This window comes from Micromonospora sp. NPDC000442 (assembly GCF_042898635.1).
In the GTDB taxonomy this organism is placed as follows: Bacteria; Actinomycetota; Actinomycetes; order Mycobacteriales; family Micromonosporaceae; genus Micromonospora.
Genome location: NZ_JBIAYZ010000004.1, coordinates 311267 through 335341, shown reverse-complemented (window position 1 = coordinate 335341; position 24075 = coordinate 311267). Strand labels below are relative to the sequence as shown.

The window sequence follows — 24075 nt, the reverse complement described above, 5'->3', positions numbered from 1 at the left end:
GCGACCTGCCCGCCACACCACGCGTACGCTGGCCGGGTGACAGGGCAGATCGAACTCCGCGTGCTGGTGGACGACCCGGCCGACCCGCGCAGCCGGGAGGTGCCGCTGGACTTCCCCCGAGAGTGGATCGAGTTCGTCGACCCGGCGGACGAGCGGCATCTGATCCGGGCCGACCTGACCTGGTTGCTGTCCCGGTGGACGTGCATCTTCGGCCAGGGCTGCCACGGCATCATCGCCGGCCGGTCGGCCGACGGCTGCTGCTCGCACGGTGCGTTCTTCACCGACTCCGACGACGAGTCGCGGGTACGCGCCGCGGTGAAGCGGCTGACCCCGCAGACCTGGCAGCACTATCGGCGGGGGTTCAAGAACTGGACCGAGAACGACACCGTCGACGGCAAGACCCCGGCACGGCGGACCGCCACCCAGGAAGCGGACGGGCCCTGCGTCTTCCTCAACGACGCGGACTTCCCGGGCGGGGGCGGCTGCGCGCTGCACGCCCAGGCGCTGCGCGACGGGGCGCATCCGCTGGAGTACAAGCCGGACGTGTGCTGGCAGCTGCCGATCCGCCGTGATCAGGAATGGGTTAAGCGGCCGGACAACACGAAGGTGCTGGTGTCCACGCTGGCCGAGTTCGACCGGCGCGGCTGGGGGGCCGGCGGGCACGACCTCGACTGGTGGTGCACCTCCTCCACCGACGCGCACGTCGGGGCGGACCCGATGTACCTGTCGTACGCCCCGGAGCTGACCGCGCTCATCGGCGAGTCCGCGTACGCCAGGCTGGCCGAGCTGTGCGCGGCGCGGACCCGGCTGGGCCTCGTCGCCCGGCACCCGGCGGACGGCACCTGACGCGGACGTCGCGCGGCATGGGGTGGGTGGCTGCGACGTCACGCATCGCCACCCGCGCCGAGCCAGTGACAGATCGTCACAACGATGGCAGCCAGGTGCGGATCGGGTCGGCTCAGGGCTCGAACTTGTAGCCGAGGCCGCGCACCGTGACGATGTGGCGCGGGGTGGAGGGCTCCGGCTCGATCTTGGAGCGCAGCCGCTTCACGTGCACGTCAAGCGTCTTCGTGTCGCCGACGTAGTCGGCACCCCAGACGCGGTCGATCAACTGCCCCCGGGTGAGCACCCGACCCGCGTTGCGTAGCAGCAGCTCAAGCAGCTCGAACTCCTTGAGCGGCAACTGCACCGCGCCGCCGTCCACGGTCACCACGTGCCGCTCGATGTCCATCCGGACCGGCCCGGCGGCGAGGGTCGGCGCGCCCGACTCGGGTGCCTCCGGGGTCTGCCGGCGCAACACCGCGCGGATCCGGGCGACCAGTTCCCGGGGGGAGTACGGCTTGGTCACGTAGTCGTCGGCACCGATCTCCAGGCCGACCACCTTGTCGATCTCGCTGTCCCGAGCGGTGACCATGATGATCGGCACGGGCGAGCGCTGGCGCAGCTGCCGGCAGACCTCGGTACCGGACATCTCCGGCAGCATCAGGTCGAGCAGGACGATGTCGGCACCGGTCCGGTCGAACTCGGTGAGAGCCGACGTCCCCGTGGCGGCCACGGAGACCTCGAACCCCTCCTTGCGGAGCATGTACGACAGTGCGTCCGAGAACGACTCCTCGTCCTCGACCACCAGAACGCGGCTCAACGGCGTTTCCTTTCATCGGTCGGACCGGGCGGCGCCCGGTCTGATCCAGGTGCGGTTCAGACCTGCCGGAGCTCGGCCGGACCGGCCTCGATCCCAGCAGGCGGCAGTGTCGCCAGCAGGTCGTCCGGCGGGCGGGCGGGCAGCCGGAGGGTGAACGTCGACCCACCACCAAGAGTGCTCGCCACCTCCACCCGACCGCCATGGTTGCTCGCGATGTGCTTGACGATCGCCAGTCCGAGGCCGGTGCCGCCGGTTGCCCGCGAGCGCGCCTGATCGGCCCGGTAGAACCGCTCGAAGATGCGGTCGACGTCGGTGGGGGCGATGCCGATGCCCTGGTCGGTGACCGCGATCTCCACCTGCTCCCCGGCGGCCCGGGCGGCGATACGTACCGTCGTGTCCTCGCCGGAGTAGTTGAGGGCGTTCTCCACCAGATTCGCCACCGCGGTGGCGAGTTGGTTGTCGCTGCCGTACACGGTCAGGCCCCGCTCCGCTTCCACGGTCACCTCGATCCGGCGGGCGGCGGCGGCGGTCCGGGTGCGATCGATCACCTCGGAGATCACCCAGTCCACCGCGACCGGCTCGGGGGCCGGCTGCGGTTCGGCGCCCTGAAGTCGGGTCAGCTCCAGCAGTTCCTGCACCAGCCGCCCCAACCGGGTCGACTCGTGCTGGATGCGCTCGGCGAACCGCCGGGCGGCGACCAGGTCCTCGGAGAGATCCGGGCGTCCCTCGTCGGCCGGCTCGGTGGCGTCCAGCAGTGCCTCGGCGAGCAGTTGCAACGCACCGATCGGGGTCTTCAGTTCGTGGCTGACGTTGGCCACGAAGTCTCGGCGCACCCGGGCCAACCGGTGCGACTCGGTCACGTCGGCCGCTTCCACCGCGATGTAGCCGTTGCCCAGCCCCATCGCCCTCAGGTGAACGCCGAGCGGGTTCTCTCCGGCGTTGTCGCGACCTCGCGGCAGGTCGAGCTCGATCTCGCGCCGCACGCCGGTGCGCCGCACCTGCCCCGCCAGGGTACGGATCAGCGGGTGCGCCATGATCGAACCCGGCCGTCCACCGGTCCGCAGCAGCCCCATCGCCCGGGCCGCCGGATTGACCAGTACGGGCACATCGTCCGCGTCGAGCACCACGACCCCCGCACGCAGCGAATCGATCGCGCGGCGGCCGAGCCCGACCTGCACTTCGTCGACGATCGCGAGCCTCCCCTTACCGAACCGGAAACCGGCCCACCTGCTCCCCGTGGACCCGGTCGATCGGCGCGTCGTCGAGATCATGCGGGACAACCACAGGCCGGCGACCACCCCGACCACCAGGGCCGAAGCCATACTCACCGTCACCGCCCACGTCACTCGGCGATCGTAGGGTCATTGTTAACCCGGCTATCGCCCAGAACAGGACGAAGCACTCTCACTTCCGGGAAAGTTCACCCGCGCGTCCGGCGTAGTTCATCAGCGTTCACCTCCGGTCCGCCCGGGAGTCATAGCTTGGGCGGCGTACCTGCGCGAACCCCCGCCGGCGCGATCGCCGGCCCCGACGAACAGGACGTGAGAATGCGCGACGAGTTCCGGGCCGAACTTCAGGCCGTCAGCCAACTGCTGGTCGAGATGGCCGAGGGAGTTCGGGCGGCGCTACGGCAGGCGACCCGCGCCCTGCTCACCGCCGATCGCCGGGCGGCCGAGTCCGTGATCGACCGGGACGCGGAGATCGACGGGCTGTACCGGCAGGTGGAGGAGCGCGTCTGCGACCTGCTGGCCCGCCAGGCACCGGTCGCCTCCGACCTACGTGCCATGATCACTGCACTGCACGTCGCTGCCGATCTGGAGCGGATGGGCGACCTGGCCGACCATGTTGCCAAGACCGCACTGCGCCGGCACCCGTCGCCGGCCGTACCGGCGGAGCTGCGCCCGGTCTTCACGGACATGGCGGGCATCGCCGACCGGATGGCCGAGAAGATCGCCTCGGTGCTGGCCCACCCCGACGCCGACCTCGCCGCCGAACTGGACAGCGACGACGACGCCATGGACGAGCTGCACAAGGGGTTGTTCGGGGTGCTGCTCGGTGCGGACTGGCCGTACGGGGTGGAGACCGCGATCGACGCCACCCTGCTCGGCCGCTTCTACGAGCGCTTCGCCGACCACGCGGTCAACAGCGCCGAACACGTGGTCTACCTGATCACCGGCGAACCCGTCACCTCCCCCTGAGCACGACGAGGGGCCCCGGCCAGCGCCGGGGCCCCTCGGTCCGTCACGAAGTCCTCGGCCGACTCAGCGCCCCTGGTTGGCTACGGCGGCGGCAGCCGCCTTGGCGGCCTCCGGGTCGAGGTAGGTGCCGCCCAGCGTCTGGGGACGCAGCAGCGGGTCCAGGTCGTAGCGCAGCGGGATTCCGGTGGGGATGTTGAGCTTCGCGACCGCCTCGTCACTGATCTGGTCCAGGTGCTTGACCAGCGCCCGCAACGAGTTGCCGTGCGCGGCCACCAACACCGTACGGCCGGCCAGGATGTCCGGCACGATCGAGTCGTACCAGTACGGCAGCATCCGCTCGACGACGTCCTTGAGGCACTCGGTACGCGGCATCAGCTCGGTCGGCAGCAGCGCGTACCGCGGGTCGCCGACCTGCGACCACTCGTCGTCGTCCGCGATCGGCGGTGGCGGGGTGTCGTACGACCGGCGCCAGAGCATGAACTGCTCCTCGCCGTACTCCTCCAGGGTCTGCTTCTTGTTCTTGCCCTGCAACGCCCCGTAGTGGCGTTCGTTGAGCCGCCACGACCGGCGCACGGCGATCCAGTGCCGGTCGGCGGCGTTGAGCGCCAACTCGGCGGTCCGGATGGCGCGGCGCATCACGCTGGTGTGCACCACGTCCGGCAGCAGGCCGTGCTCGCGCAGCAGTTCGCCGCCGCGGCGCGCCTCGTCCTCCCCCTTCGCGGTCAGGTCGACGTCGACCCAGCCGGTGAAGAGGTTCTTGGCGTTCCAGTCGCTCTCGCCGTGCCGAAGCAGGACCAGCGTCCCGACGGTGGGCCCCTCGCTAGCTGTCATGCCGATCATCCTGCCGCAACCCGCAATGGCACGCGCGGGAAGGGTGGTGACGACCACCACGTGGAAATACAGGTGACCTTGATTCCGGCACGCCACTAGGTTGGTAAGGATCCAACAGATCACCAGGCATTACGGAAACGGGGGCGCGGGCGTGCGCGCGATGCGGGGTTGGTTCCGGGACACCACAGGTGGGCTACCGAGGACCTTCTGGTACCTCTGGACGGGCTCCCTGATCAATCGGCTCGGCTCGTTCGTCCTGGTCTTCCTCGCCATCTACCTGACCCAGGAACGGGGCTTCTCCGCCTCGCAGGCCGGTCTGGTGCTCGGCGCGTGGGGCGTCGGCGGTGCGGTCGGCACCACCGCCGGCGGCACCCTGACCGACCGGTGGGGTCGCCGGCCGACCCTGCTCACCGCCCATCTCGGCGCCGCGACCATGATGCTCGCCCTGGGCTTCGCCCGTGATCTGTGGACGGTCGCGGCGGGCGCGTTGCTACTCGGCCTCTTCGCCGAGGCGGCCCGCCCCGCGTTCGGCGCCATGATGATCGACGTGGTGCCGGAGCGGGACCGGCTGCGCGCCTTCTCGCTCAACTACTGGGCGATCAACCTCGGCTTCGCCTGCGCCGCCGTGCTCGCCGGGTTCGCCGCGCAGGCCGGCTACCTGCTGCTCTTCGTGGTCAACGCGGCCACCACAGTGGTCACCGCACTGATCATCTTCGTGAAGGTCAAGGAGACCCGGACGGTCACCGTCGGCATGCCGCGCGGCGGCGCACCGGCCGGAGCTCTGCGGACCATCCTGACCGACCGGGTGTACCTCGGCTTCGTCGCCCTGAACCTCCTCGGGGCGCTGGTCTTCCTCCAGCACATCTCGATGCTGCCGATCGCGATGGCCGACTCCGGCCTGAGCCCCGCCACGTACGGATCGGTGATCGCACTCAATGGCGTGCTGATCGTGGCCGGCCAACTCTTCGTGCCCCGGCTGATCAAGGGGCGCAGCCGGTCACACGTGCTCGCCCTGGCCGCGGTGGTGATGGGCGCGGGCTTCGGGCTGACCGCGTTCGCCGAGGTCGCCTGGTTCTACGGACTGACGGTGCTGATCTGGACCCTCGGCGAGATGCTCAACTCGCCGTCCAACGCCACCCTCATCGCCGAACTCTCCCCCGCCGAGCTGCGCGGTCGCTACCAGGGCGTCTTCTCGCTCTCCTGGCAACTGGCCGGGGCAGCCGCGCCGATCCTCGGCGGACTGGTCCGGGAACAGGCCGGCAACGCGACTCTCTGGGCCGGCTGCGCCGCGATCGGTCTGGTGATGGCGGTGGGCCACCTGCTCTCCGGGCCGGCACGGGAGCGGCGTGCCGTCGCCCTGCGTACCGCCGGTGCTGCCCCGGTGGTGACGGTGCAGTCGACCGCACCGCAGCCCGCCGCCCCGCAGGCGGCCGAGCCGGTGGCCACCTCCCGGGGGTGACCCCCACCACCCGACGTCGCTCCCGTCGGCCGACCCCGGCAAGATCTGTTAGGTGTCCGAACAGATAGGCGGGGTCGGGACGCCGACCGAACAGCAGCACGAACGGCCGCCGGTGGGGGCGCTTCGTCGCTGGCTGACCGACACCGCGGGTGGGCTACCTGCGACCTTCTGGTACCTCTGGGCCGGCCTGCTGATCAACCGGGCCGGCGCGTTCGCGATGCTCTTCCTGTCGCTCTACCTGACCGCGGCCCGGGGTGCCAGCGAGTCGCTGGCCGGCGTGGTGGTCGGCGCGTACGGCGCGGGTGGTGCGGTCGGGGTGCTGCTCGGTGGAGTACTGGCCGACCGTTGGGGTCGACGCTCGACCCTGGTGGCAGCTCACCTGGTCACCGCCGCCCTGATGGTCGCGCTGGCTCTCAGCCAGCACCTGGGCGTGATCGCGGCACTCGCCCTGCTGGTCGGGGTGACGCACTCCATGCCGAGCCCGGCCTTCGTCGCGGCGATCGTCGACGTGGTGCCGGAGCATCGTCGGTCCCGCGCCTTCAACCTGCAGTTCTGGGCGTTCAATCTCGGCATGGCCGTCGCGTCGCTGCTGGCCGGCCTGCTGGCCGAGGCGAGCTACGTGGCCCTCTTCCTGGTCGACGCGGTCGCCACGTTGGCCACCGCCGCGCTCATCGCCTGGAAGGTCCCGGAGACCCTGGCCCGCCGGCAGTCGCGGACGAGTCCGGCCGCCGGCACCCGCCGTGCGCGTCGCCCCGGCCTGCACACCGCCCTGACCGATCGACACTTCCTGGTTTTCGTCGGGCTGACCTTCGTCCTGGCCGTACTGACCATGCAGGCGTCGACGATCATGCCGCTGGCCATGCGTGCCGACGGGCTGGGGCCGTCGTCGTACGGCGCGGTGGTGGCCCTCGGCGGCGTCCTGATCGTGCTCGGGCAGTTGTTCGTACCCCGACTCATCGACCGCCACCGGAAAGCCCACGTGCTGGCCCTGTCGACGGCGCTGCTCGCCGTCGGCTTCGGCGCCCTCGCCGTCGCCGACGACCTCGTGTTCTACCTGGGCGCCTGCCTGGTCTGGACGGTCGGCTCGATGTTGGCCGCGCCACCCAACGCGCAGATCAACGCGGACCTGGCGCCACCGGCGCTGCGGGCCCGCTACCAGTCGGTGTTCTACCTGGCCTTCCCCGCGGCGTCATTCATCGCGCCGACGCTCGGCGGCTTCAGCCTGCAACGGTGGGGCGACGGGCACTGGCTGCTGATCGGCGCGCTGGGTCTGCTGGCTGCCGGCGCGCACCTGCTCGCCGGGCCGGCGCGGGAACGACGCGTGACCAGCCTGCGTCACCAGGGGGAACAGGCCGAGCCGTCGCTGGCCGGGCAGTCCTGAGCGCACGCGTAATGCCCGGCACGAAGTCGCACCGGGCATTTCACGTCGTACGACCGGCGGCGGCGGGCGACACTCACCCCCGTAAGCGACGCCCGCTCGCGCCGCCGGTCCAAACAGGTGGGCCACCGTCCCCCAACGGTGTCGGTCCACCCGTCCCCCGCGCCTCGCCCGGCTGCACAGATCTGATCGATCCGCCGCTCCCCCGAACGGTTCCGAGCGTGGCGCGGTGCAATAAAGTTAGTGCGGCCCGACCTCGCGATTCAACCTGAGCGACTGTCTCGCCCGTCACAGCGCAATCCCCTTCGAGACGGCGCTTAGGCCCTCGGTCAAGGCCAACAGCGGGTACCCGGGTGCTATTCCCGCAAACCTCTCACCCGTCCTCCCGATCGGGTGATTCGGTCCGGAAGAAGTTGCTCTGCCGGCCGTCCCGCATCTGCTCCTGGTAGATCAGGTTCAGCCGTCGCAGGTCGAAGGTGTGAAACCACTCGTCCCAGGTGATCTCGCGGATCCGGCTGCTTTCCCGGTAGCCCGGAATGTTGAACGTCAGCACCCCGGCCCGGCCCGCACGCTCGGTACCGCTGATCGTCGCCGGCTTGGCCCCCCGCTCCCGGGCCCACCGTCGAATCACGTCATGGTTGGTGGTGACCAGGCTGCGGCCGGGGCGCTCCGGCCGGTCCTGGAGCGAGGTGATCAGCTGCGACGACCGGACCGACCGCGAAGTCGACCGTCCGGTCCGCGCCGCGCCACCGCGGGCCGGGCGGGCCTCGGCCGGCCGGCGGGTGGGTGCCGCCTTTCGGGCGCGGGTGGCCGACGTACCGGTCCCACCGGCCGTCGTGCCGCTCGCCGCCGACTTGCGCGGGGCCGATCTCCTCGTCCCCGCCGTGCTCTTCCGCGCTGTACCCGTCGTGGACCGGCGCGCCGCACTTGTCGCCTTGCGGGCGGTGCCGGCGGTCGACCTAGCCGCCGCGCCGGTCGCCTTGCGCGCCGGAGCGGCCCGTTTCACCGGCGCCGTCTTGGCCCGCCCCGGTGCCGCCTTGGCTCGCCCCGGTGCCGCCTTGGTCCGCCCTGGTGCTGCCTTGGCTCGCCCCGGCGCGGTCCGGCCGGACGTCGGCTGTCTCGTGCCGGATGCCTTCGTGGCGCCGGCCCGACCGGCCGGACCGCTGCTGCGCCGCCCGGCGCCGCTGGATCGCAGCGTCTTCACCAGGGTCTTCACCAGTTCCGGCTTACGCAGGGCCGAGATGCCGGAGACCCCGTGTCGCCGCAGTTGTCCCCGGATGTCGTCCACCCGCATGCGGGAGATCTCCGCCTCGGAGATCCGTGGCGTGTTCGGGGTCTGGTTGCCCCCCTGCCGTTTGGTCCTGGTCGCGGTCCCGCCGCGACCCGAGCTGCTTCGCTGAGCCATGGACGCTCACGCTCCTCGCCACTCGCCGTCTCGGCGCGGCGGGTCCCAACGCCGCACCGCGCGCAGCGGCTTACCCGTCAGGAGCGGTCCGAACCTCCGCGTCCGTCAAGAGGCGTCCGAACCTCCGGCGGCCGGCGGAGCCGACCGGGCGGCCTCCGAGGGCTCGAACAGGTGCGCGAAGGCGGCCAGATTGGCGGTCGACTCCCCCCGCTTCACCCGCCACTCCCACTCCCGGCGGATCGAGCTGCCGAACCCGATCTCCAGCATCGTGTCGAAGGACTCGTCGGCGTAGGTCAGCACCGCGCCGAGCAGCCGATCCAACTCGTCGGCGTCGACACCGTCGGGGTTGATCCGGCCGGTGAGATAGACGTCGCCGACCGCGTCGATGGAGAACGACACGGCGTACATCTTGGCGTTGCGCTGCAACAACCAGGCCCACAGCTCCTCGCGCCGCTCGTCCGGCTGGCGCATCACGAACGCCTCGATCCGCAGCGCGTGCTCGCCGACGATCAGGTTGCAGATTGTCTTGAGCTTGTGCGTACCGGGCAGGGTCACCGCGTACGACCCCGGGCCGGTGGACTCGCAGGCGAGTTCCCGCTCCGCGCAGACGGACTCGATCAGTGCACCGAGGTCGCTCATCCGGCCAACTCTACGGCGATCACCACCGCACCGCCCGGCTGCCGGACCCGCGGTCAGCAGCGGGAGGCGGTGAGTTCGGCGGTGAGGCCGGCCCGGTGGTCGGCGATCGCCTCACCGTAGACGCTGAGCAGTCCGGCTGCGGTGCGATGCCAGGAGAAGGCCCGGGCGTGCCGGGCGGCACCGACGGACAACTCGGCCCGCCGGGCCCGGTCGGGCAGCAGGCGGGCCAGCGTACCCGCCCAGTCCGCCGGGTCGTGTCCGCGCACCAGCACCCCGCTGACCTGGTCACGCACCGCGGTCACCAGTCCGCCGACGGCAGCGGCCACCACGGGCGTACCGCAGGCCTGGGCCTCCAGCGCGACCAGGCCGAAGGATTCGTTGTACGACGGCACCGCGACCAGGTCGGCCGCCTGGTAGAGCAGGGGCAGTTCCGCTCCGGTGCGCGGTGGCAGGAAGTGCACCCGGTCGGTGACGCCGAGCGAGGCGGCCAGTTCGATAAGCGCGGTGGGCCGGTCCAGCCCGGTGCCACTGGGGCCGCCGCAGATCACCACCGCGACCTCAGGGGCCAGTTCGGGATCCCGCGCACGCAGGGCGGCGATCGCTCGGATGAGTACGTCGGGTGCCTTCAGCGGTTGGATCCGCCCGACGAAGGCGACCAGATGACCACGGGTCGGCAGGCCCAGCCGAGCCCGAGCGGCCGTGGTCGCCGCGTCCCGGTCGCCGGCGGCGGGACGGAACCGCTCCAGGTCCACGCCGGGCTCGACCACCGTGACCCGGGTGGGGTCCGCGTCGTACCGGCCGATCAGGTCCCGCGCCTCGACGCGGGTGTTCGCCACCAGCCGGTCCGCCTCCGCGACCACCTGTTCCTCACCGATCACCCGCGCCTTCGGCTCCGGCCGGTCACCGGCGGCGAGCTGCGCATTCTTCACCTTGGCCAGGGTGTGCGCGGTGTGCACCAGCGGCACCCCCCAGCGATCCTTGGCCAGCCAGCCGACCTGCCCGGAGAGCCAGTAGTGGGAGTGGATGAGGTCGTAGTGGCCCGGCGGGCGGGCCGCTTCGGCCCGCAGCACGCCCGCGGTGAAGGCGCAGAGCTGACCGGGCAGTTCCTCCTTGGTCAGGCCCTCCAGCGGGCCGGCCATCACGTGCCGGACGTGCACCCCGGGCGCCACCTCCACCACCGGCGGCAGGTCGCCCGAGGTGGCCCGGGTGAAGATCTCGACCTCGACGTTCGCCTCGGCCAACCGCCGGGAGACCTCCAGGATGTAGACGTTCATGCCGCCCGCGTCCCCGGTGCCCGGCTGGTGCAGCGGCGAGGTGTGTACCGACAGGGTCGCGATCCGCCGGGGTCGCGGCCACGGCAGGGAACCGCGCTGACGACCGACACCGGTGTGCTCTTCCGCCACGTCCGCTCCCTTTGCCACGGTTGATGCCGTCCCCGCACGACCGGCGCTCCTGCGTCAACACTCCACGCCGGATGTCATCTTCCCGATCGGCGGCGGGAAATACGTCGGGCAGTCCCTCGGGCGTGACCGACCTCATGGCGACCGTGCCGCCCGCCGTCCGACGGCGGGGAGCGAGAATGGCCGGATGAGTCGTGTCGCGATCGTCACCGGAGCGTCCAGCGGGATCGGCGCCGCCACCGCCCGGCGGCTCGCCGGTGAGGGTTTCCACGTGCTCGCCGCGGCACGGCGTACCGACCGGCTGGCCGAACTGGTCGCGGAGATCACCGCCACCGGCGGGTCCGCCACCGCAGTGGCCTGTGACGTCACCTCCGACGATTCGGTGGCCGACCTCGCCCGGGCCGCGCAGCAGGCCGGTGGGCCGGTGACCCTCCTGGTGAACAATGCGGGCGGAGCACGTGGGCTGGATCCGGTGGAGTCCGGCGCGATCGGTGACTGGCAGTGGATGTACGACGTCAACGTGCTCGGCACGCTGCGGGTCACCCAGGCGCTGTTACCGGCGTTGGAGAGTTCCGGGTCCGGCACCATCGTCGTCGTCTCGTCGACCGCCGGCTTCACCGTGTACGAGGGTGGTGGCGGCTACACCGCGGCGAAGCACGCGCAGACCGCGATCGCCGGCACGTTACGGCTGGAGTTGTGTGGGCGTCCGGTGCGGGTGATCGAAATCGACCCGGGCATGGTGAAGACCGACGAGTTCTCGTTGACCCGCTTCGGCGGGGACGGCGAGCGGGCGGAGGCGGTCTATGCCGGTGTCGCCGAGCCACTGCTCGCCGAGGACGTCGCCGACTGCATCGCCTGGTGCGCCACCCGACCGCAGCACGTCAACGTGGACCGTCTCGTGGTCCGGCCGCTGGCTCAGGCCGCCCAGCACAAGGTGCACCGGACGGGCTGATGGTGGCGCCGGCGCCCCGGCCGCTCGGTGCGGTGACCCGGGGGACCACGCATCCCAACCGGCTCCGCCGGGTCGACAACTGGATCGTGGAGTCCTGCGCCGAGTCGCTGCGCGCCGCACCGGACCCGCTGGTGGTGGACCTCGGTTACGGTGCGACCCCGGTGACCGCGGTGGAGTTGCGGGCCCGGCTCGCCGCCCGCGTCCGCGCCGACGTGCGGGTGGTCGGGCTGGAGATCGATCCGGTACGCGTCGCCGACGCGCAGTCCGCCGCCGATCCACCCGGGCTCACCTTCGCCCGTGGCGGCTTCGAGCTGGCCGGTCTGCGTCCCGCCCTGGTCCGCGCGTTCAACGTGCTGCGTCAGTACGACGAGAGCCAGGTGACCGGCGCGTGGGCCACGATGTGCGCCGGACTGGCACCGGGCGGGCTGCTGGTGGAGGGGACCTGTGACGAGTTGGGACGCCTCGGCGGGTGGGTGCTGCTCGATGCCGACGGGCCGCGCTCGCTGACCCTGGCCGCCCGGCTGGCCACCCTGGAAACGCCGGCCGAGCTGGCCGAGCGGCTGCCAAAGGCGCTGATCCACCGCAACGTACCGGGTGAGCGGATCCACGACCTGATCCGGGCCCTGGACGACGCCTGGCACGCCGCCGTCGGCTACACCCCCTTCGGCCCCCGCCAGCGCTGGCTGCACACCGTGTCGGCCGTACGCGCCCGGGGCTGGCCCATCCTGGACCGCCCCCGCCACTGGCGCCACGGCCGCCTCACCGTCCCCTGGCCCGCAATCTCCCCCACCTGAACCCCACCCCCACCCCCTGCCTGCCCACCCCGGCCTGCCGCGCCGATCATGAAGTTATTGCGCGGGAAAGGGCTTGCCGGATACAACAACCTCATGATCGACGAGGTGCTGAGGGTGGGACGGACGGACCCGGGTGGGGGTGTTAGAGGGTGCAGTTGATGAGGACGGGTTCGGGGTGGAGGGTTACGCCGAAGCGGGTCTGGACGCCGTCGCGGATCTCGCGGGCCAGGGTGAGCAGGGCCTGGGTGCTGGCGGTGCCGGTGGGGTTGGTCAGGGCGAGGGTGTGCTTGCTGGAGATGGCCGTGCCCTCGGGGCCGGGATATCCCTTGCCGAAACCGGCCTTGTCGATCAGCCATGCCGCGCTGACCTTGACCAGGTCACCGGCACCGGGCCACGCTGGCGGCTCACCCAGCCCGGCGGCCCGCTGCCGCAACTGTTCGTACGCCCCGGCGTCGAGGACCGGGTTGGTGAAGAACGAGCCGACGGAGCGGGTGTCGGGGTCGTCCGCGTCGAGCACCATGCCCTTGCCCGCGCGTAGTCCCAGCACCGTGGCCCGGGCCTGGGCCAGCGGCACCCGGTCACCGACCTCGACGCCGAGCGCCCGGGCAAGCTCCGCGTAGCGCACCGCGCCGGACAGCGGCGAGCGGGCCAGCCGGAAGTCCACCGAGAGCACCACCCAGCGCTCGTTGTACTTGAAGATGCTGGACCGGTAGGCGAAGCCGCAGTCGGCGGCCTCGACCTGCCCGACGGTCCCGGTCGTCCGGTCGTAGACCTGCACGGCGGTGATGGTCTCGGCGACCTCCTGCCCGTACGCCCCGACGTTCTGGATCGGGGTGGCACCGGTCGAGCCGGGGATGCCGGACAGGCACTCCAGCCCCGACCAGCCGTTGCGCACCGTCGCGGCGACCAGGTCGTCCCAGGGCTCGCCAGCCTCGACCCGTACCGTCACGGTCTGCTCGTCCTCGGTGAGTACCCGCAGCCCCCGGGAGCGGACGAGGACCACCGTGCCGGGGAAGCCACCGTCACCGATCACCACGTTGCTACCGCCGGCGATCAGGAGGATCTCGGAGCCCGCCTCGCGCACCCGGCTAACGATCTCGTCGGCGTTGATGGCGGTGACGACCCGGCCGGCGGGTCCCCCCAGGCACAATGTCGTGTATTGCGCCAGATCGTCCGTGCTGGCTGGTTGCGCGGCGGCTGTCGGCTGGGCGTAGACGTCAGACACGCCTCTCACCCTAGGCTGAGGGGTAGCCGTGGCACCCACTGGTGGCCCGGTCACCCCCGGGAGGATGGCGATGAGCAGAATGCACGGCACCAAGGATTTCTGGATCGGCGCGCTCCGGGCGGAGGGCCCGGCGTTCGCCGCCGCGGTGGCCGAGGCGCCACCCGAGACACCTGTGCTGTCCTGCCCCGGTTGGACCGTGACTGATCTGACCCGCCATCTCGCCGGGATCTACCGGTGGGTGCACGACGTGGCCGGCTCGGGCGATCCGTCGGCACCGCAGCAGAGCCAATCACAGCCGGTCGAGGCGGCGGCGGGCATCACCGCCGTCCAGCAGTGGCAGCAGGCGTACGACGAACTGATGGCGCTCTTCGACTCCCTCGACCCGGAGGCTCCGGCCTGGAACTGGGCTCCGCAGCCAAAGAAGGCGGCCTTCTGGCCGCGCCGGATGGCCCATGAGACGGCGGTGCACCGCTGGGACGCCCAACTCGCCATCGCCGCGGGTGAGCCGGTCGAGGCCAAGCTCGCGGCCGACGGGGTGAGCGAGGTGCTGGACACCTGGCTGCCGGCGGGCCGGCGCAGGTCGGGCGGCCCGTGGGCGGGCGTGGTCCGGTTGACCGCCACCGACGCCGACCAGGAGTGGTATCTGCGGCTGCGCGGCGAGGGGGTCGCCCTGCTCGACACCGGCACCATCCTCGACCACGACGACCACCACGCCCGGGTGCAGGTCACCGGCACCGCCAGCGACCTGCTGCTGGCGCTCTGGGGGCGGGTCAGCTTCGACACCCTGACCGTCACCGGCGACCGCACCCTGCTCGACGGGGTCCGCACCGGCTGACCCCCTCCCAGCCTCGTCGATCATGAGGTTGGCGGCGGAGTCGATCTACCCGGCTGCCGCCAACCTCATGATCAACCGGGGCGGAGGTGTGTGGGTGAGTGCGGGGGTTGTGGCCATTCTGTGATGGGTGGCGAGAGAGCGCTCTCTTGACAGCGGTCCGGGGCGGACCGCAGGCTACGAGAGAGCGCTCTCAGAAACCTTCGACCACCACCCCGACCTGAGAGGGGTCATCAGACAATGGGCACATTCCCGCGTCACCGCCTCGCGGCGGTCGCTCTGGCCGCCACCGGCGTCCTGCTCGTCACCAGCGGCTGCGGCGGCGACGACGAGGCCGCCGGGGACGGCAAGATAACGCTCACCGTCGACGTCTTCGGGCAGTTCGGCTACGAGCAGCTCTACCAGCAGTACATGGACGCCAACCCGAACATCAAGATCGTCGAGCGGGGCACCGGCGGCAACCTCGACGAATACTCGCCGAAGCTGACCCAGTGGCTCGCCGCGGGCAAGGGCGCCGGTGACGTGGTAGCCATCGAAGAGGGCCTGATGGTCGAGTACAAGGCCAACCCGGACAACTTCGTGAACCTGCTCGACCACGGTGCCGCCGACCTCAAGGGCAACTTCCTGGAGTGGAAGTGGAACCAGGGGCTCACCGCCGACGGGCAGAAGCTGATCGGGCTCGGCACCGACGTGGGCGGCATGGCCATGTGCTACCGCACCGACCTGTTCGAGAAGGCGGGCCTGCCGACCGACCGTGAGCAGGTCTCCGCACTCTGGCCGACCTGGGAGGACTACATCGCCACCGGCGAGAAGTTCAAGGCCGCCAACACCGGAGCGTCGTTCCTGGACGCGGCCACCAACACCTTCAACACCATCGTGCTCCAGACGGCCGGCAACGCGCAGGGCTACCACTACTACGACACCAGCGACAACCTGGTCGTGGACACCAACCCGGCGGTCAAGCAGGCCTGGGACATCACCATGAACATCGTCAACGCCGGCCTGTCCGGCAAGTACGGTTCCTGGTCGGAGGAGTGGGTCTCCGCCTTCAAGCAGGCCAAGTTCGCCACCATCGCCTGCCCCGCCTGGATGACCGGCGTGATCGAGGGCAACGCCGGGCCGGAGGCCAAGGGCAAGTGGGACATCGCCCGGGTGCCGGGCAACGGTGGCAACTGGGGCGGCTCGCACCTGGCCGTACCGCAGCAGAGCAAGCACCAGGACGAGGCGGTAAAGCTGGTCAAGTTCCTGACCAGCGCCGAGGGGCACATCGGCGCCTTCAAGGCCAAGGGCCCGCTGCCGTCCTCGCCGCAGGCGCTGGACGACCCCGCCATCGCCGAGGCCACCAACGCGTACTTCTCGGACGCACCGGTCGGCAAGATCTTCGGTGAGGGCGCGAAGACGCTGAAGCCGGTCTACATGGGCCCGAAGAACCAGGCCGTCCGCACCGAGGTGGAGAACGCGGTACGCACCGTCGAACTGGGCCAGCGCAACCCCGAGCAGGGCTGGCAGGACGCGATCAACAACGCCAAGAAGGCCGCCGCCAAGTAGCCGGCCCGACGGCCCCATCCCCGCCGCCGGTCCAGGTCCGCCGCGTCTCGACGCGTACGGCGACTCACCCTGGACCGGCGCGGGGCGGGGGCTTGGAAAGGAGTCAACGGGTCATGGCGTTGCAGCTCGACGCGCGACCGCCGGCCAGACCGGCATCGCGTGACACCCGCCCGTCCCGGGCCGGCCGGCTGAGCCGGATCGACGCGAAGTACTCGCCCTACCTCTACATCGCCCCGTTCTTCGTGATCTTCGCGATCTTCGGGGCCTGGCCGCTGGCGTACACCTTCTGGGTTTCCCTGCACGACTGGGACCTGTTGGGCAGCAATCCCACCTTCGTCGGCGCGGAGAACTACACCCGGCTGCTGGCGGACAGCGACCTCTGGCACTCGGTGGTCAACACCCTTGGCATCTTCGTCATCAGCACGGTCCCGCAGCTGCTCGCCGCGCTCTGGCTGGCGAACCTGCTCAACCGGCAGCTTCGGATGCGTACCGGGTGGCGGATGGCGGTGCTGGTGCCCAACGTCACCTCCACGGCTGCCGTGGCGATCGTGTTCGGGGTGCTGTTCGGCCGCGAGTTCGGCATGGTCAACTGGCTGCTCGACCTGATCGGCGTCGACGGCATCGGGTGGAAGTCCAACCGGTTCGCCTCCTGGGTCGCCATCTCGACCATGGTGGACTGGCGCTGGACCGGCTACAACGCGCTGATCTTCCTGGCCGCCATGCAGGCCATTCCCCGCGACCTCTACGAGGCGGCGGCGATCGACGGCGCGAACCGGGCCCGGCAGTTCTGGACCATCACCGTGCCACTGCTCAAGCCGACGATCATCTTCTGCGTCATCATCTCCACCATCGGCGGGCTGCAACTGTTCACCGAGCCCCGGCTGTTCCACTCCGGCACCAACGCGATCCGCGGCGGTCCGATGCGCGAGTCGCAGACGATGACCATGTACATGTTCGAGAACGCCTTCGCGCCCTACTACAACTTCGGCTACGGGTCGGCGGTCGCCTGGCTGCTCTTCGCCCTGATCGCCATCGTCGCGGCGATAAACGTGCTGATCATCCGCCGGCTCGGCGCCGGCGCCCGGCCGGACACCGGCAAGCGGAAGGGAGGCTCCCGATGAGCGAGCGAATCAGCCGGCTCAGTGCGGTGGTGGCTCATCGTGACGCCGAGCGAAGCGAGGTGGCGCGATGAGCCGGCTGTGGCGGGCGAGCCCGCTGACGTACTTCGCGCTTGTCGCCGCCGGTGGCATGTCGGTCTTCCCGATCTACTGGATGTTCGTGGTGGCCAGCCGGTCCAGCGACGCGATGGGGCAGCTACCACCGCCGGTGACTCCCGGCGGCAATCTGGGCGCCAACATCTCCCGGCTCTTCGGCAACACCGACGCCTACTTCCTGACCGGTCTGATCAACTCGGCGATCGTGGCCACGGTGGTCACCGCCTCGGTGGTGCTCTTCTCCACCCTGGCCGGGTTCGCCTTCGCCAAGCTGCGGTTCCGGGGCAGCAATGCGCTGCTGATGATCATCATTGCCACCATGATGGTGCCCACCCAGCTCGGCATCATCCCGCTGTACATGCTGATGACGAAGCTGAACCTGAACGACCGGCTGCCGGCCGTGATCATGCCCGCGTTGGTGACCGGGTTCGGGGTGTTCATGATGCGGCAGTACGCCGGGCAGGCGGTCAGCAGCGAGCTGATCGAGGCAGCGCGGGTGGACGGTTGCGGTACCGCCCGCATCTACTGGAACGTGGTGGTGCCGGCACTGCGGCCGGCCGCCGCCGTACTGGGCCTGCTCACCTTCATGACCACCTGGAACGACTTCCTCTGGCCGTACGCGGTGCTCAACGACCCGGAGAATCCCACCGTGCAGCTATCGTTGCGGGCCCTGTCTGACGGCTACTACCAGGACATGTCCCAGGTCTTCACCGGCACGGCCATCGCCACGCTGCCTCTGCTGCTGGTATTCGTCCTGTTCGGCCGCCAGATCATCGGCGGGATCATGGAAGGTGCGGTCAAGGCGTGACTGAGCTGAGATTCCCGGACAATTTTCTCTGGGGTGCGGCCACTGCGGCGTACCAGATCGAGGGGGCGGCCCGCGACGACGGGCGCGGCGAGTCGATCTGGGACACCTTCAGCCGTACGCCGGGTAAGGTGCACGCCGGCCACACCGGTGACGTGGCCTGCGACCACTACCACCGGTACGCCGACGACGTCGCGATGATGGCGGAGCTGGGGTTGCAGGCGTACCGCTTCTCGGTGTCCTGGCCGCGCATCCAGCCCGACGGCAGTGGCCCGGTCAACCCGCGTGGCCTGGACTTCTACGACCGGCTGACGGACGCGCTGCTGGGCCGGGGCATCGACCCGATCATCACGCTCTACCACTGGGACCTGCCGCAGACCCTTCAGGATCGGGGCGGGTGGACCAGCCGGGACACCGCGGAGCACTTCGCCACCTACGCCTCCGCGTTGTACGCCCGCCTGGGCGACCGGATCGGCACCTGGACCACGCTCAACGAGCCGTGGTGCTCGGCGTACCTCGGCTACGGCAACGGTGTGCACGCCCCCGGGGTGCAGGATCCGGGTGCCGCCTTCAGCGCTGTACACCACCTGCTGCTGGCGCACGGCCTGGCGACCCAGGCGTTGCGCGCGGGCGGTGCCGGTCGGGTCGGCGTCACGCTCAATCCCGCCGATGTGCGCCCCGCCGATCCCAACAGCGCCGCCGACGCCGCCGCCGCACGCCTGGTCGACGGTCTACACAACCGGATCTTCCTCGATCCGCTGCTGGTCGGCGGGTACCCGGACGACGTCCGGGAACATGTCGCGCGGTTCGTCGAACCCACCTTCGTCCAGGACGACGACGAGAAGATCATCGCGGCGCCGATCGACCTGCTCGGGATCAACTACTACGCGCCGACCTACGTCGCCGGCCGGACCGACGGTGCCGGTGGCGGCGGGGCGTACCCCGGAACCGACGGACAGGTGCAGTTCCTGGCACCGGTCGGGCCGTTGACCGACATGGGCTGGATGATCGAACCGGCCGGACTGACCCGGCTGCTGGAACGCATCGCCACCGACTACCCGGCGGTGCCGCTGCTGATCACCGAGAACGGCGCGGCCTTCCCGGACAAGGCCACCTCGGACGTGACCAGCCCGATGCAGGACACCGACCGGATCGCCTACCTCGACGGCCACCTGCGCGCCGCGCACGAGGCCATCGCCCGGGGCGTCGACCTGCGCGGCTATCTCGTATGGTCATTGCTTGACAACTTCGAGTGGGCCGAGGGGTACCGTAAGCGATTCGGCATCGTGCACGTCGACTACCTCACTCAGCGGCGTACACCGAAGTCCAGCGCCCGGTGGTACCAGGAGGTGATCTCCCGGAACGGGCTGTGACGAGGTGGTGGTTTCTCCGATGACGGGGGCGCAGCGGCCCACTCTGGAAGCGGTGGCACGACGGGCCGGGGTGTCCCGGGCCACCGTTTCCCGGGTGGTAAACGGTTCGACCACGGTCGCCGAGCCGATCCAGGAGGCGGTCCGCCAGGCGGTCGCCGAGCTGGGGTACGTGCCGAACCTGGCCGCACGTACCCTCGTCACCCAGCGGACCGACTCGATCGCCCTGGTGATGCCGGAGGAGGCCACCCGGGTCTTCTCCGACGACCAGGTCTTCCCGGGAATCATCCGCGGCGCCGCGCAGGAGTTGGAGGCCGCCGACAAGCAGCTGGTGCTGATGCTGGCCGGGTCGCCGGCCGGGCACGAACGGGTCGCCCGGTACACCACCGGTCGGCACGTCGACGGGGTGCTGTTCGCCTCGCTGCACGGGGCTGATCCGCTGCCCGGCCGGCTGGCCGCGCTGGGCATACCGGTGGTGTGCAGCGGCCGACCGCTCGACGGGGCGGACGTGCCGTACATCGACGTCGACCAGGTCGGCGGGGTCACTCGCGCGGTGCGGCACCTGATCGACAGCGGTCGACGCCGGATCGCCACCATCGCCGGGCCGCAGGACATGGTCGCCGGCATCGAACGGCTGGCCGGCTACCGGGACACCGTCGCCGCCGCCGGGCTGCCCGAGATGGTGGCGGTGGGCGACTTCACCCGCGAGTCCGGGGCGGCGGCGATGCGCGAGTTGCTCGCCGCCCACCCCGATCTGGACGCCGTCTTCGCCGCGTCGGACCTGATGGCCCACGCCGCCCTGCGTACGCTGCGGGAGGCGGGGCGGCGGGTGCCCGAGGACGTGGCGGTGATCGGCTTCGACGACATCGAGACCGCCGCGTACACCGATCCACCGTTGACGACCGTCCGGCAACCGATAGTGGAGCTGGGCCGGCAGGGCACCCGGCTGCTGCTCCGCCTCGCCGCCGGAGAGCAGGTCGAGCCGGCGCTCATCCTGCCCACCGAGCTGATCATCCGCGAATCCGCCTGAACCCGGGCTGGAGATTCAATCGACAGATGCGGATCCCCAGGGACGACGCCGACGCGTTGCAGTGGTTGCTGTTCGAGCAGTCGGGGATCGTCAGCTGGGTGCAGGCCACCGCCGAACTACCCCCGGCGAAGGTCCGGCACCTGCTGGCGACCGGGCGGTGGGGCAGGGTGTGTCGGGGAATCCTGCGGGCCGCCCCGACCGATGAGCCGTACCGTCGGGAACAGCACTTGTGGGTGGCGGTGCTGGCGGCCGGTCCGGGAGCGGTGCTGGCCGGGCTGGCCGCAGCCACCGCCGGCGGACTGCGCGGCAGATGGCGGTACGAGACGGTCGACGTGTTGGTTCCGCACCATCGCCGCCGGGCTGACCTGCTGCGCCGGCTACCGCTCGGCCTACCTGCTGTCCGAGTACGGCGGGGCCGCCCCGACCGCACCTCGATGGCCCGCTCGCTCGTGGACGCGGCGCAGTGGGCGCGTACCGACGAGGATGCGCAACAGATTCTCGCGGCCGGCTGCCAGCAGCGGCGGGCGACCCCTGCGGAGATCGGCGCGGTCCTCGCCCGACTGCCCCAGGCCCGGCGGCGGGTCCTGATCCGACAGACGCTGCAGGACATCGCCGGTGGCGCGGAGGCGCTCTCGGAGATCGATCTGATCCGGCTCTGCCGGCGCCACCATCTCCCGGCGCCTACGGCACAGCAGCGACGCCGCGACGCCGACGGACGGATTCGCTACCTCGACGCCTACTGGCCACAGTGGCGTCTGCACGTGGAGGTCGACGGCGCGCACCACATGGACGCCCGGCACTGGGCGATGGACCTGCGCCGGCAGAACCGAGTCTGGATCGAGGGCTACCGCATCCTCCGGTTCACCGCCTTCGACGTCCGGCACCGCCCCGACGACGTCGCCGCCCAACTCCGCGCCGCCCTGACCGCCGCCGGCTGGCGAGACTGAGCGTGGGTACGTTTGTTGTCGCCCCAGCGACAAGAAACGTACCCACCGCCTCGGTGCCGCGTCGGGCGTAGCGGAGTTGGGGGCGGGAAAGCGGGCGCGGAGGTCCGTGGGGTTTGGTTAGCCTGCCGCGCATGTCTGAACCGTCCGCGCTGATCCGTCCGGCCCACCCCGACGACGCCCCGGCTGTGGTGGCGCTGCGTACGCTCGTGTTTCCCTTTCTGATCCGTGGGGTCGCGTCCACCCGGCAACTGATCTCGACGCCACCGGCGGAGCAGCACTGGGGCGGTTTCGTCGCCGAGGTCGCCGGGCAGGTCGTCGGCTGGGTGTCGGCGTCCCGCAACACCAACACCAGCGCGGCCGTCGGCGAGGTGTCCCTGCTGCACATGCACCCCGACCAGCGGCGACGCGGGATCGGCGGGGCACTGCTGGGCCGGGCGCTGGAGCACCTCGCGCCGCTCGACCTGGCCCGGCTACGTGGACGCGCGCTGCCGGAGGCGCTGCCATTCGCTCGGCGGCACGGCTTCGCCCCGAGTCGCCAGGAGCACTTCTCGGCCCTGGAACTGCACGCGCTGCCACCGCTGCCACCGGCCCCCGACGATGTCCGGCTGGTCCCGCTGGCCCAGGTCGACCCCCGCCAGGTCCACCGAGTGGACGCGCTGTCCAGCGCCGACGAGCCGGGAGACGTAACCTCCGACGCCATCGGATACGCCACCTGGCGCGCCGACACCTGGGACAACGTCGGGCTGGACCGGGAGGCCAGCACGGGCGCCGAGGTCGACGGCGAGTTGGTGGCGATCAGCCTGGTGAAGCGGGACGGCGCACGGATGTGGTCGGACTACACCGGCACCGTGCCGGACTTCCGCGGCCGAGGGCTGGCCCGGTTGGCGAAGTTCGCCGCGCTACACCGGGCGGCGGCGCGCGGCGTCACCGTCGCGTACACCGGGAACGACGCGGCGAACGCGGCGATGCTGGCGGTCAACGACCGGCTCGGCTACCGGCGGGTGGCCAGCCAGTGGTCCTGCGTACGCGAGATGCCCTAGCCCTCCGCGTACACCCGCTCGGCGATCGCGTGGGTGTCGGCGCCGAAGAGCACCAGCCGGGCCTCGGTGATGTTCGTCGGCGTCGCCGCGCGCAGCACCGACAGCGCCTGACGGACGGCGTCCTCGACCGGCCAGCCGTAGACCCCGGCGGAGATCAGCGGGAAGGCGATGCTTGCCGCGCCCAGCTCGTCCGCGACAGCGAGGCTGCTGGTGTAGCAGCCGCGCAGCAGTGCGGCGCGGTCGTCGGTGGCCGACCAGACCGGGCCGACCGTGTGCACCACCCACCGAGCCGGCAGGTCACCTGCCGTGGTGGCCACCGCCTGCCCGGTCGGCAGGCCCCGCCCGTAGCGGGAGGCGCGCAGCGCACGGCACTCGGCGAGGATCGCCGGCCCGCCCCGGCGGTGGATCGCACCGTCGACTCCCCCGCCGCCCAGCAGCGACGAGTTCGCTGCGTTGACCACCACGTCCACCCGCTCGGCGGTGATGTCTCCCGCTACCAGGGCGATGTCCATGTCAGCCCTCCGTGATGGGTTGGCCGAGTGAGCGGCGGGCCAGCAGGGTGGCGCCGGCCACCGCGGCCGGCATCAGCAGTACCGCGCCGAGTGGAATCAGGAAGCAGACGAAGACCGCGACTCCGAAGCCGAGTGCGGTGGGGCGGTCGGCCTTCAGGGCCGCGCGCCGGTGCGGCAGTCGCTTGCCGCGCCGGGAGAAGGGCGCGCCGGTCAGCTCCACGGCGAGCAGCCAGCCGCCCACCAACGCGCCGATGACCGGCACCACGGTCTGGCCGACAAGCGGAATGAAGCCGGCGGCGAACAACGGCAGACCGAACAACGCCGCCAGCGCGACCAGGCGGAGCGAGTCGGCGGCGCTGCGTCGCAGCGACGGCCAGAACGGAACCTCGACCGCGTCCGGCGTACCGCCGTAGCGCCGCTCCACCCGCTCGGAGATCTTCTCGTAGAAGGGATCGCCGATGACCAGGGTGACCGCCGTGAAGGTGAGGACGGTGAGCAGGCCACCGAGGCCGAGAAAGGCCAGCGCCGCGATCACCCGGACCACGCTGCGCGGCGTCGCCGCCCAGTCGTCGGCGAACGGGGTGGCCGCGGCAGCCAGGTCGCCGACGAAGAAGATCAGGAGAGCGTACGCGGCCACGAAGATCGCCCCGGAGATCAGCGCCGGGACGACGCCGAGCAGCATCAGACCTGGGTTGCGTACGTACAGACCGACGCCCCGCAGCAGCAGCGTGGCCCCGCCGACGAAGCGGCGGCCCGCGCCCACGGCGGTGGAGGGAAGCTCGGATGCGTGCACGCCCAGGAGCGTAGTCACTCGCCAGCACATCCACCGGTTGACGGATCACCGGAATCAACCG

General features: G+C 71.0%; 23 protein-coding genes. 14 read left to right on the top strand and 9 right to left on the bottom strand.

Annotated features, from left to right (window positions below; genetic code table 11):
- Positions 1–36 precede the first annotated feature (36 nt).
- Positions 37–846 carry a hypothetical protein gene (locus ACFY2A_RS08595; RefSeq protein WP_387169932.1) on the top strand — a complete coding sequence of 270 codons (810 nt, stop codon included), beginning with the start codon at positions 37–39 and terminating at the stop codon, positions 844–846.
- A 112-nt stretch (positions 847–958) separates the two neighbouring features.
- On the opposite strand, the gene ACFY2A_RS08590 is transcribed toward ACFY2A_RS08595, so the two are convergent.
- Entirely contained in the window at positions 959–1642 is a 684-nt protein-coding gene (locus ACFY2A_RS08590; RefSeq protein WP_363918231.1) for a response regulator transcription factor, read from the bottom strand.
- 56 nt (positions 1643–1698) lie between these two features.
- The gene (locus tag ACFY2A_RS08585; RefSeq protein WP_363918568.1) at positions 1699–2964 is read right to left on the bottom strand and encodes an ATP-binding protein; all 1266 of its coding nucleotides are present in this window, start codon (positions 2962–2964) and stop codon (positions 1699–1701) included.
- Positions 2965–3189: 225 nt separating this feature from the next.
- On the opposite strand from ACFY2A_RS08585, the gene phoU reads away from it, so the two are divergent.
- Positions 3190–3840, top strand: coding sequence for a phosphate signaling complex protein PhoU (gene phoU / locus ACFY2A_RS08580; RefSeq protein WP_387170122.1), 651 nt, complete (start codon positions 3190–3192; stop codon positions 3838–3840).
- Between the two features lie 63 nt (positions 3841–3903).
- Here the strand turns inward: phoU and ACFY2A_RS08575 are convergent, their stop codons facing one another.
- Positions 3904–4671: a phosphoglyceromutase gene (locus ACFY2A_RS08575; RefSeq protein ID WP_387169929.1), complete on the bottom strand. Its 768-nt coding sequence runs from the start codon at positions 4669–4671 to the stop codon at positions 3904–3906.
- A 151-nt stretch (positions 4672–4822) separates the two neighbouring features.
- On the opposite strand from ACFY2A_RS08575, the gene ACFY2A_RS08570 reads away from it, so the two are divergent.
- Together ACFY2A_RS08570 and ACFY2A_RS08565 are read left to right on the top strand one after the other, a co-directional pair.
- The gene (locus ACFY2A_RS08570) at positions 4823–6130 is read left to right on the top strand and encodes an MDR family MFS transporter (RefSeq protein ID WP_387169927.1); all 1308 of its coding nucleotides are present in this window, start codon (positions 4823–4825) and stop codon (positions 6128–6130) included.
- A gap of 112 nt (positions 6131–6242) precedes the next feature.
- Positions 6243–7511 (top strand): MFS transporter, encoded by a 1269-nt coding sequence (locus ACFY2A_RS08565; protein ID WP_387170120.1) that lies wholly within the window; start codon positions 6243–6245, stop codon positions 7509–7511.
- A gap of 370 nt (positions 7512–7881) precedes the next feature.
- On the opposite strand, the gene ACFY2A_RS08560 is transcribed toward ACFY2A_RS08565, so the two are convergent.
- The 3 genes from ACFY2A_RS08560 to mshA all read right to left on the bottom strand — a co-directional run bounded on the left by ACFY2A_RS08560 (position 7882) and on the right by mshA (position 10955).
- Positions 7882–8802: a hypothetical protein gene (locus tag ACFY2A_RS08560; protein ID WP_387170118.1), complete on the bottom strand. Its 921-nt coding sequence runs from the start codon at positions 8800–8802 to the stop codon at positions 7882–7884.
- Between the two features lie 216 nt (positions 8803–9018).
- Positions 9019–9552, bottom strand: coding sequence for a YbjN domain-containing protein (locus ACFY2A_RS08555; protein WP_363918225.1), 534 nt, complete (start codon positions 9550–9552; stop codon positions 9019–9021).
- 53 nt (positions 9553–9605) lie between these two features.
- The gene (gene mshA / locus ACFY2A_RS08550; protein WP_387169924.1) at positions 9606–10955 is read right to left on the bottom strand and encodes a D-inositol-3-phosphate glycosyltransferase; all 1350 of its coding nucleotides are present in this window, start codon (positions 10953–10955) and stop codon (positions 9606–9608) included.
- A 184-nt stretch (positions 10956–11139) separates the two neighbouring features.
- Between mshA and ACFY2A_RS08545 the strand changes: the two genes are divergently transcribed.
- Together ACFY2A_RS08545 and ACFY2A_RS08540 are read left to right on the top strand one after the other, a co-directional pair.
- A complete protein-coding gene (locus ACFY2A_RS08545) occupies positions 11140–11904 on the top strand; it encodes an SDR family oxidoreductase (protein WP_363918221.1) in 765 nt (254 codons plus the stop codon).
- A complete protein-coding gene (locus ACFY2A_RS08540) occupies positions 11904–12698 on the top strand; it encodes a class I SAM-dependent methyltransferase (RefSeq protein ID WP_387169922.1) in 795 nt (264 codons plus the stop codon). Before ACFY2A_RS08545 ends, ACFY2A_RS08540 begins: the two co-directional genes overlap by 1 nt.
- A gap of 142 nt (positions 12699–12840) precedes the next feature.
- Here ACFY2A_RS08540 and ACFY2A_RS08535 read toward each other — a convergent pair whose 3' ends face one another.
- The gene (locus ACFY2A_RS08535; RefSeq protein WP_387169920.1) at positions 12841–13923 is read right to left on the bottom strand and encodes a UDP-N-acetylmuramate dehydrogenase; all 1083 of its coding nucleotides are present in this window, start codon (positions 13921–13923) and stop codon (positions 12841–12843) included.
- A 70-nt stretch (positions 13924–13993) separates the two neighbouring features.
- On the opposite strand from ACFY2A_RS08535, the gene ACFY2A_RS08530 reads away from it, so the two are divergent.
- The 8 genes from ACFY2A_RS08530 (at position 13994) to ACFY2A_RS08495 (ending at position 22709) form a co-directional block, all read left to right on the top strand.
- Positions 13994–14758 carry a maleylpyruvate isomerase family mycothiol-dependent enzyme gene (locus ACFY2A_RS08530; RefSeq protein ID WP_387169918.1) on the top strand — a complete coding sequence of 255 codons (765 nt, stop codon included), beginning with the start codon at positions 13994–13996 and terminating at the stop codon, positions 14756–14758.
- A gap of 237 nt (positions 14759–14995) precedes the next feature.
- Positions 14996–16303, top strand: a complete 1308-nt coding sequence (locus ACFY2A_RS08525) for an ABC transporter substrate-binding protein (protein WP_387169916.1) — start codon at positions 14996–14998, stop codon at positions 16301–16303.
- Between the two features lie 113 nt (positions 16304–16416).
- On the top strand, positions 16417–17424 hold the full coding sequence (locus ACFY2A_RS08520; RefSeq protein WP_387169914.1) for a carbohydrate ABC transporter permease: 1008 nt from the start codon (positions 16417–16419) through the stop codon (positions 17422–17424).
- Between the two features lie 67 nt (positions 17425–17491).
- Positions 17492–18325, top strand: a complete 834-nt coding sequence (locus ACFY2A_RS08515; RefSeq protein WP_387169912.1) for a carbohydrate ABC transporter permease — start codon at positions 17492–17494, stop codon at positions 18323–18325.
- The gene (locus ACFY2A_RS08510) at positions 18322–19695 is read left to right on the top strand and encodes a GH1 family beta-glucosidase (RefSeq protein WP_387169910.1); all 1374 of its coding nucleotides are present in this window, start codon (positions 18322–18324) and stop codon (positions 19693–19695) included. The genes ACFY2A_RS08515 and ACFY2A_RS08510 overlap by 4 nt, the downstream gene beginning before the upstream one ends.
- 19 nt (positions 19696–19714) lie before the next feature.
- On the top strand, positions 19715–20722 hold the full coding sequence (locus ACFY2A_RS08505; RefSeq protein ID WP_387169908.1) for a LacI family DNA-binding transcriptional regulator: 1008 nt from the start codon (positions 19715–19717) through the stop codon (positions 20720–20722).
- Between the two features lie 26 nt (positions 20723–20748).
- Positions 20749–21669, top strand: a complete 921-nt coding sequence (locus ACFY2A_RS08500; RefSeq protein ID WP_387169906.1) for an endonuclease domain-containing protein — start codon at positions 20749–20751, stop codon at positions 21667–21669.
- Between the two features lie 131 nt (positions 21670–21800).
- Entirely contained in the window at positions 21801–22709 is a 909-nt protein-coding gene (locus ACFY2A_RS08495) for a GNAT family N-acetyltransferase (protein WP_387169904.1), read from the top strand.
- On the opposite strand, the gene ACFY2A_RS08490 is transcribed toward ACFY2A_RS08495, so the two are convergent.
- Both ACFY2A_RS08490 and ACFY2A_RS08485 read right to left on the bottom strand, forming a co-directional pair.
- On the bottom strand, positions 22706–23221 hold the full coding sequence (locus ACFY2A_RS08490; RefSeq protein ID WP_387169902.1) for an O-acetyl-ADP-ribose deacetylase: 516 nt from the start codon (positions 23219–23221) through the stop codon (positions 22706–22708). The two genes, ACFY2A_RS08495 and ACFY2A_RS08490, sit on opposite strands and share 4 nt — an antisense overlap.
- 1 nt (position 23222) lies before the next feature.
- The gene (locus tag ACFY2A_RS08485; protein ID WP_387169900.1) at positions 23223–24044 is read right to left on the bottom strand and encodes an EI24 domain-containing protein; all 822 of its coding nucleotides are present in this window, start codon (positions 24042–24044) and stop codon (positions 23223–23225) included.
- Between the last annotated feature and the right edge of the window lie 31 nt (positions 24045–24075).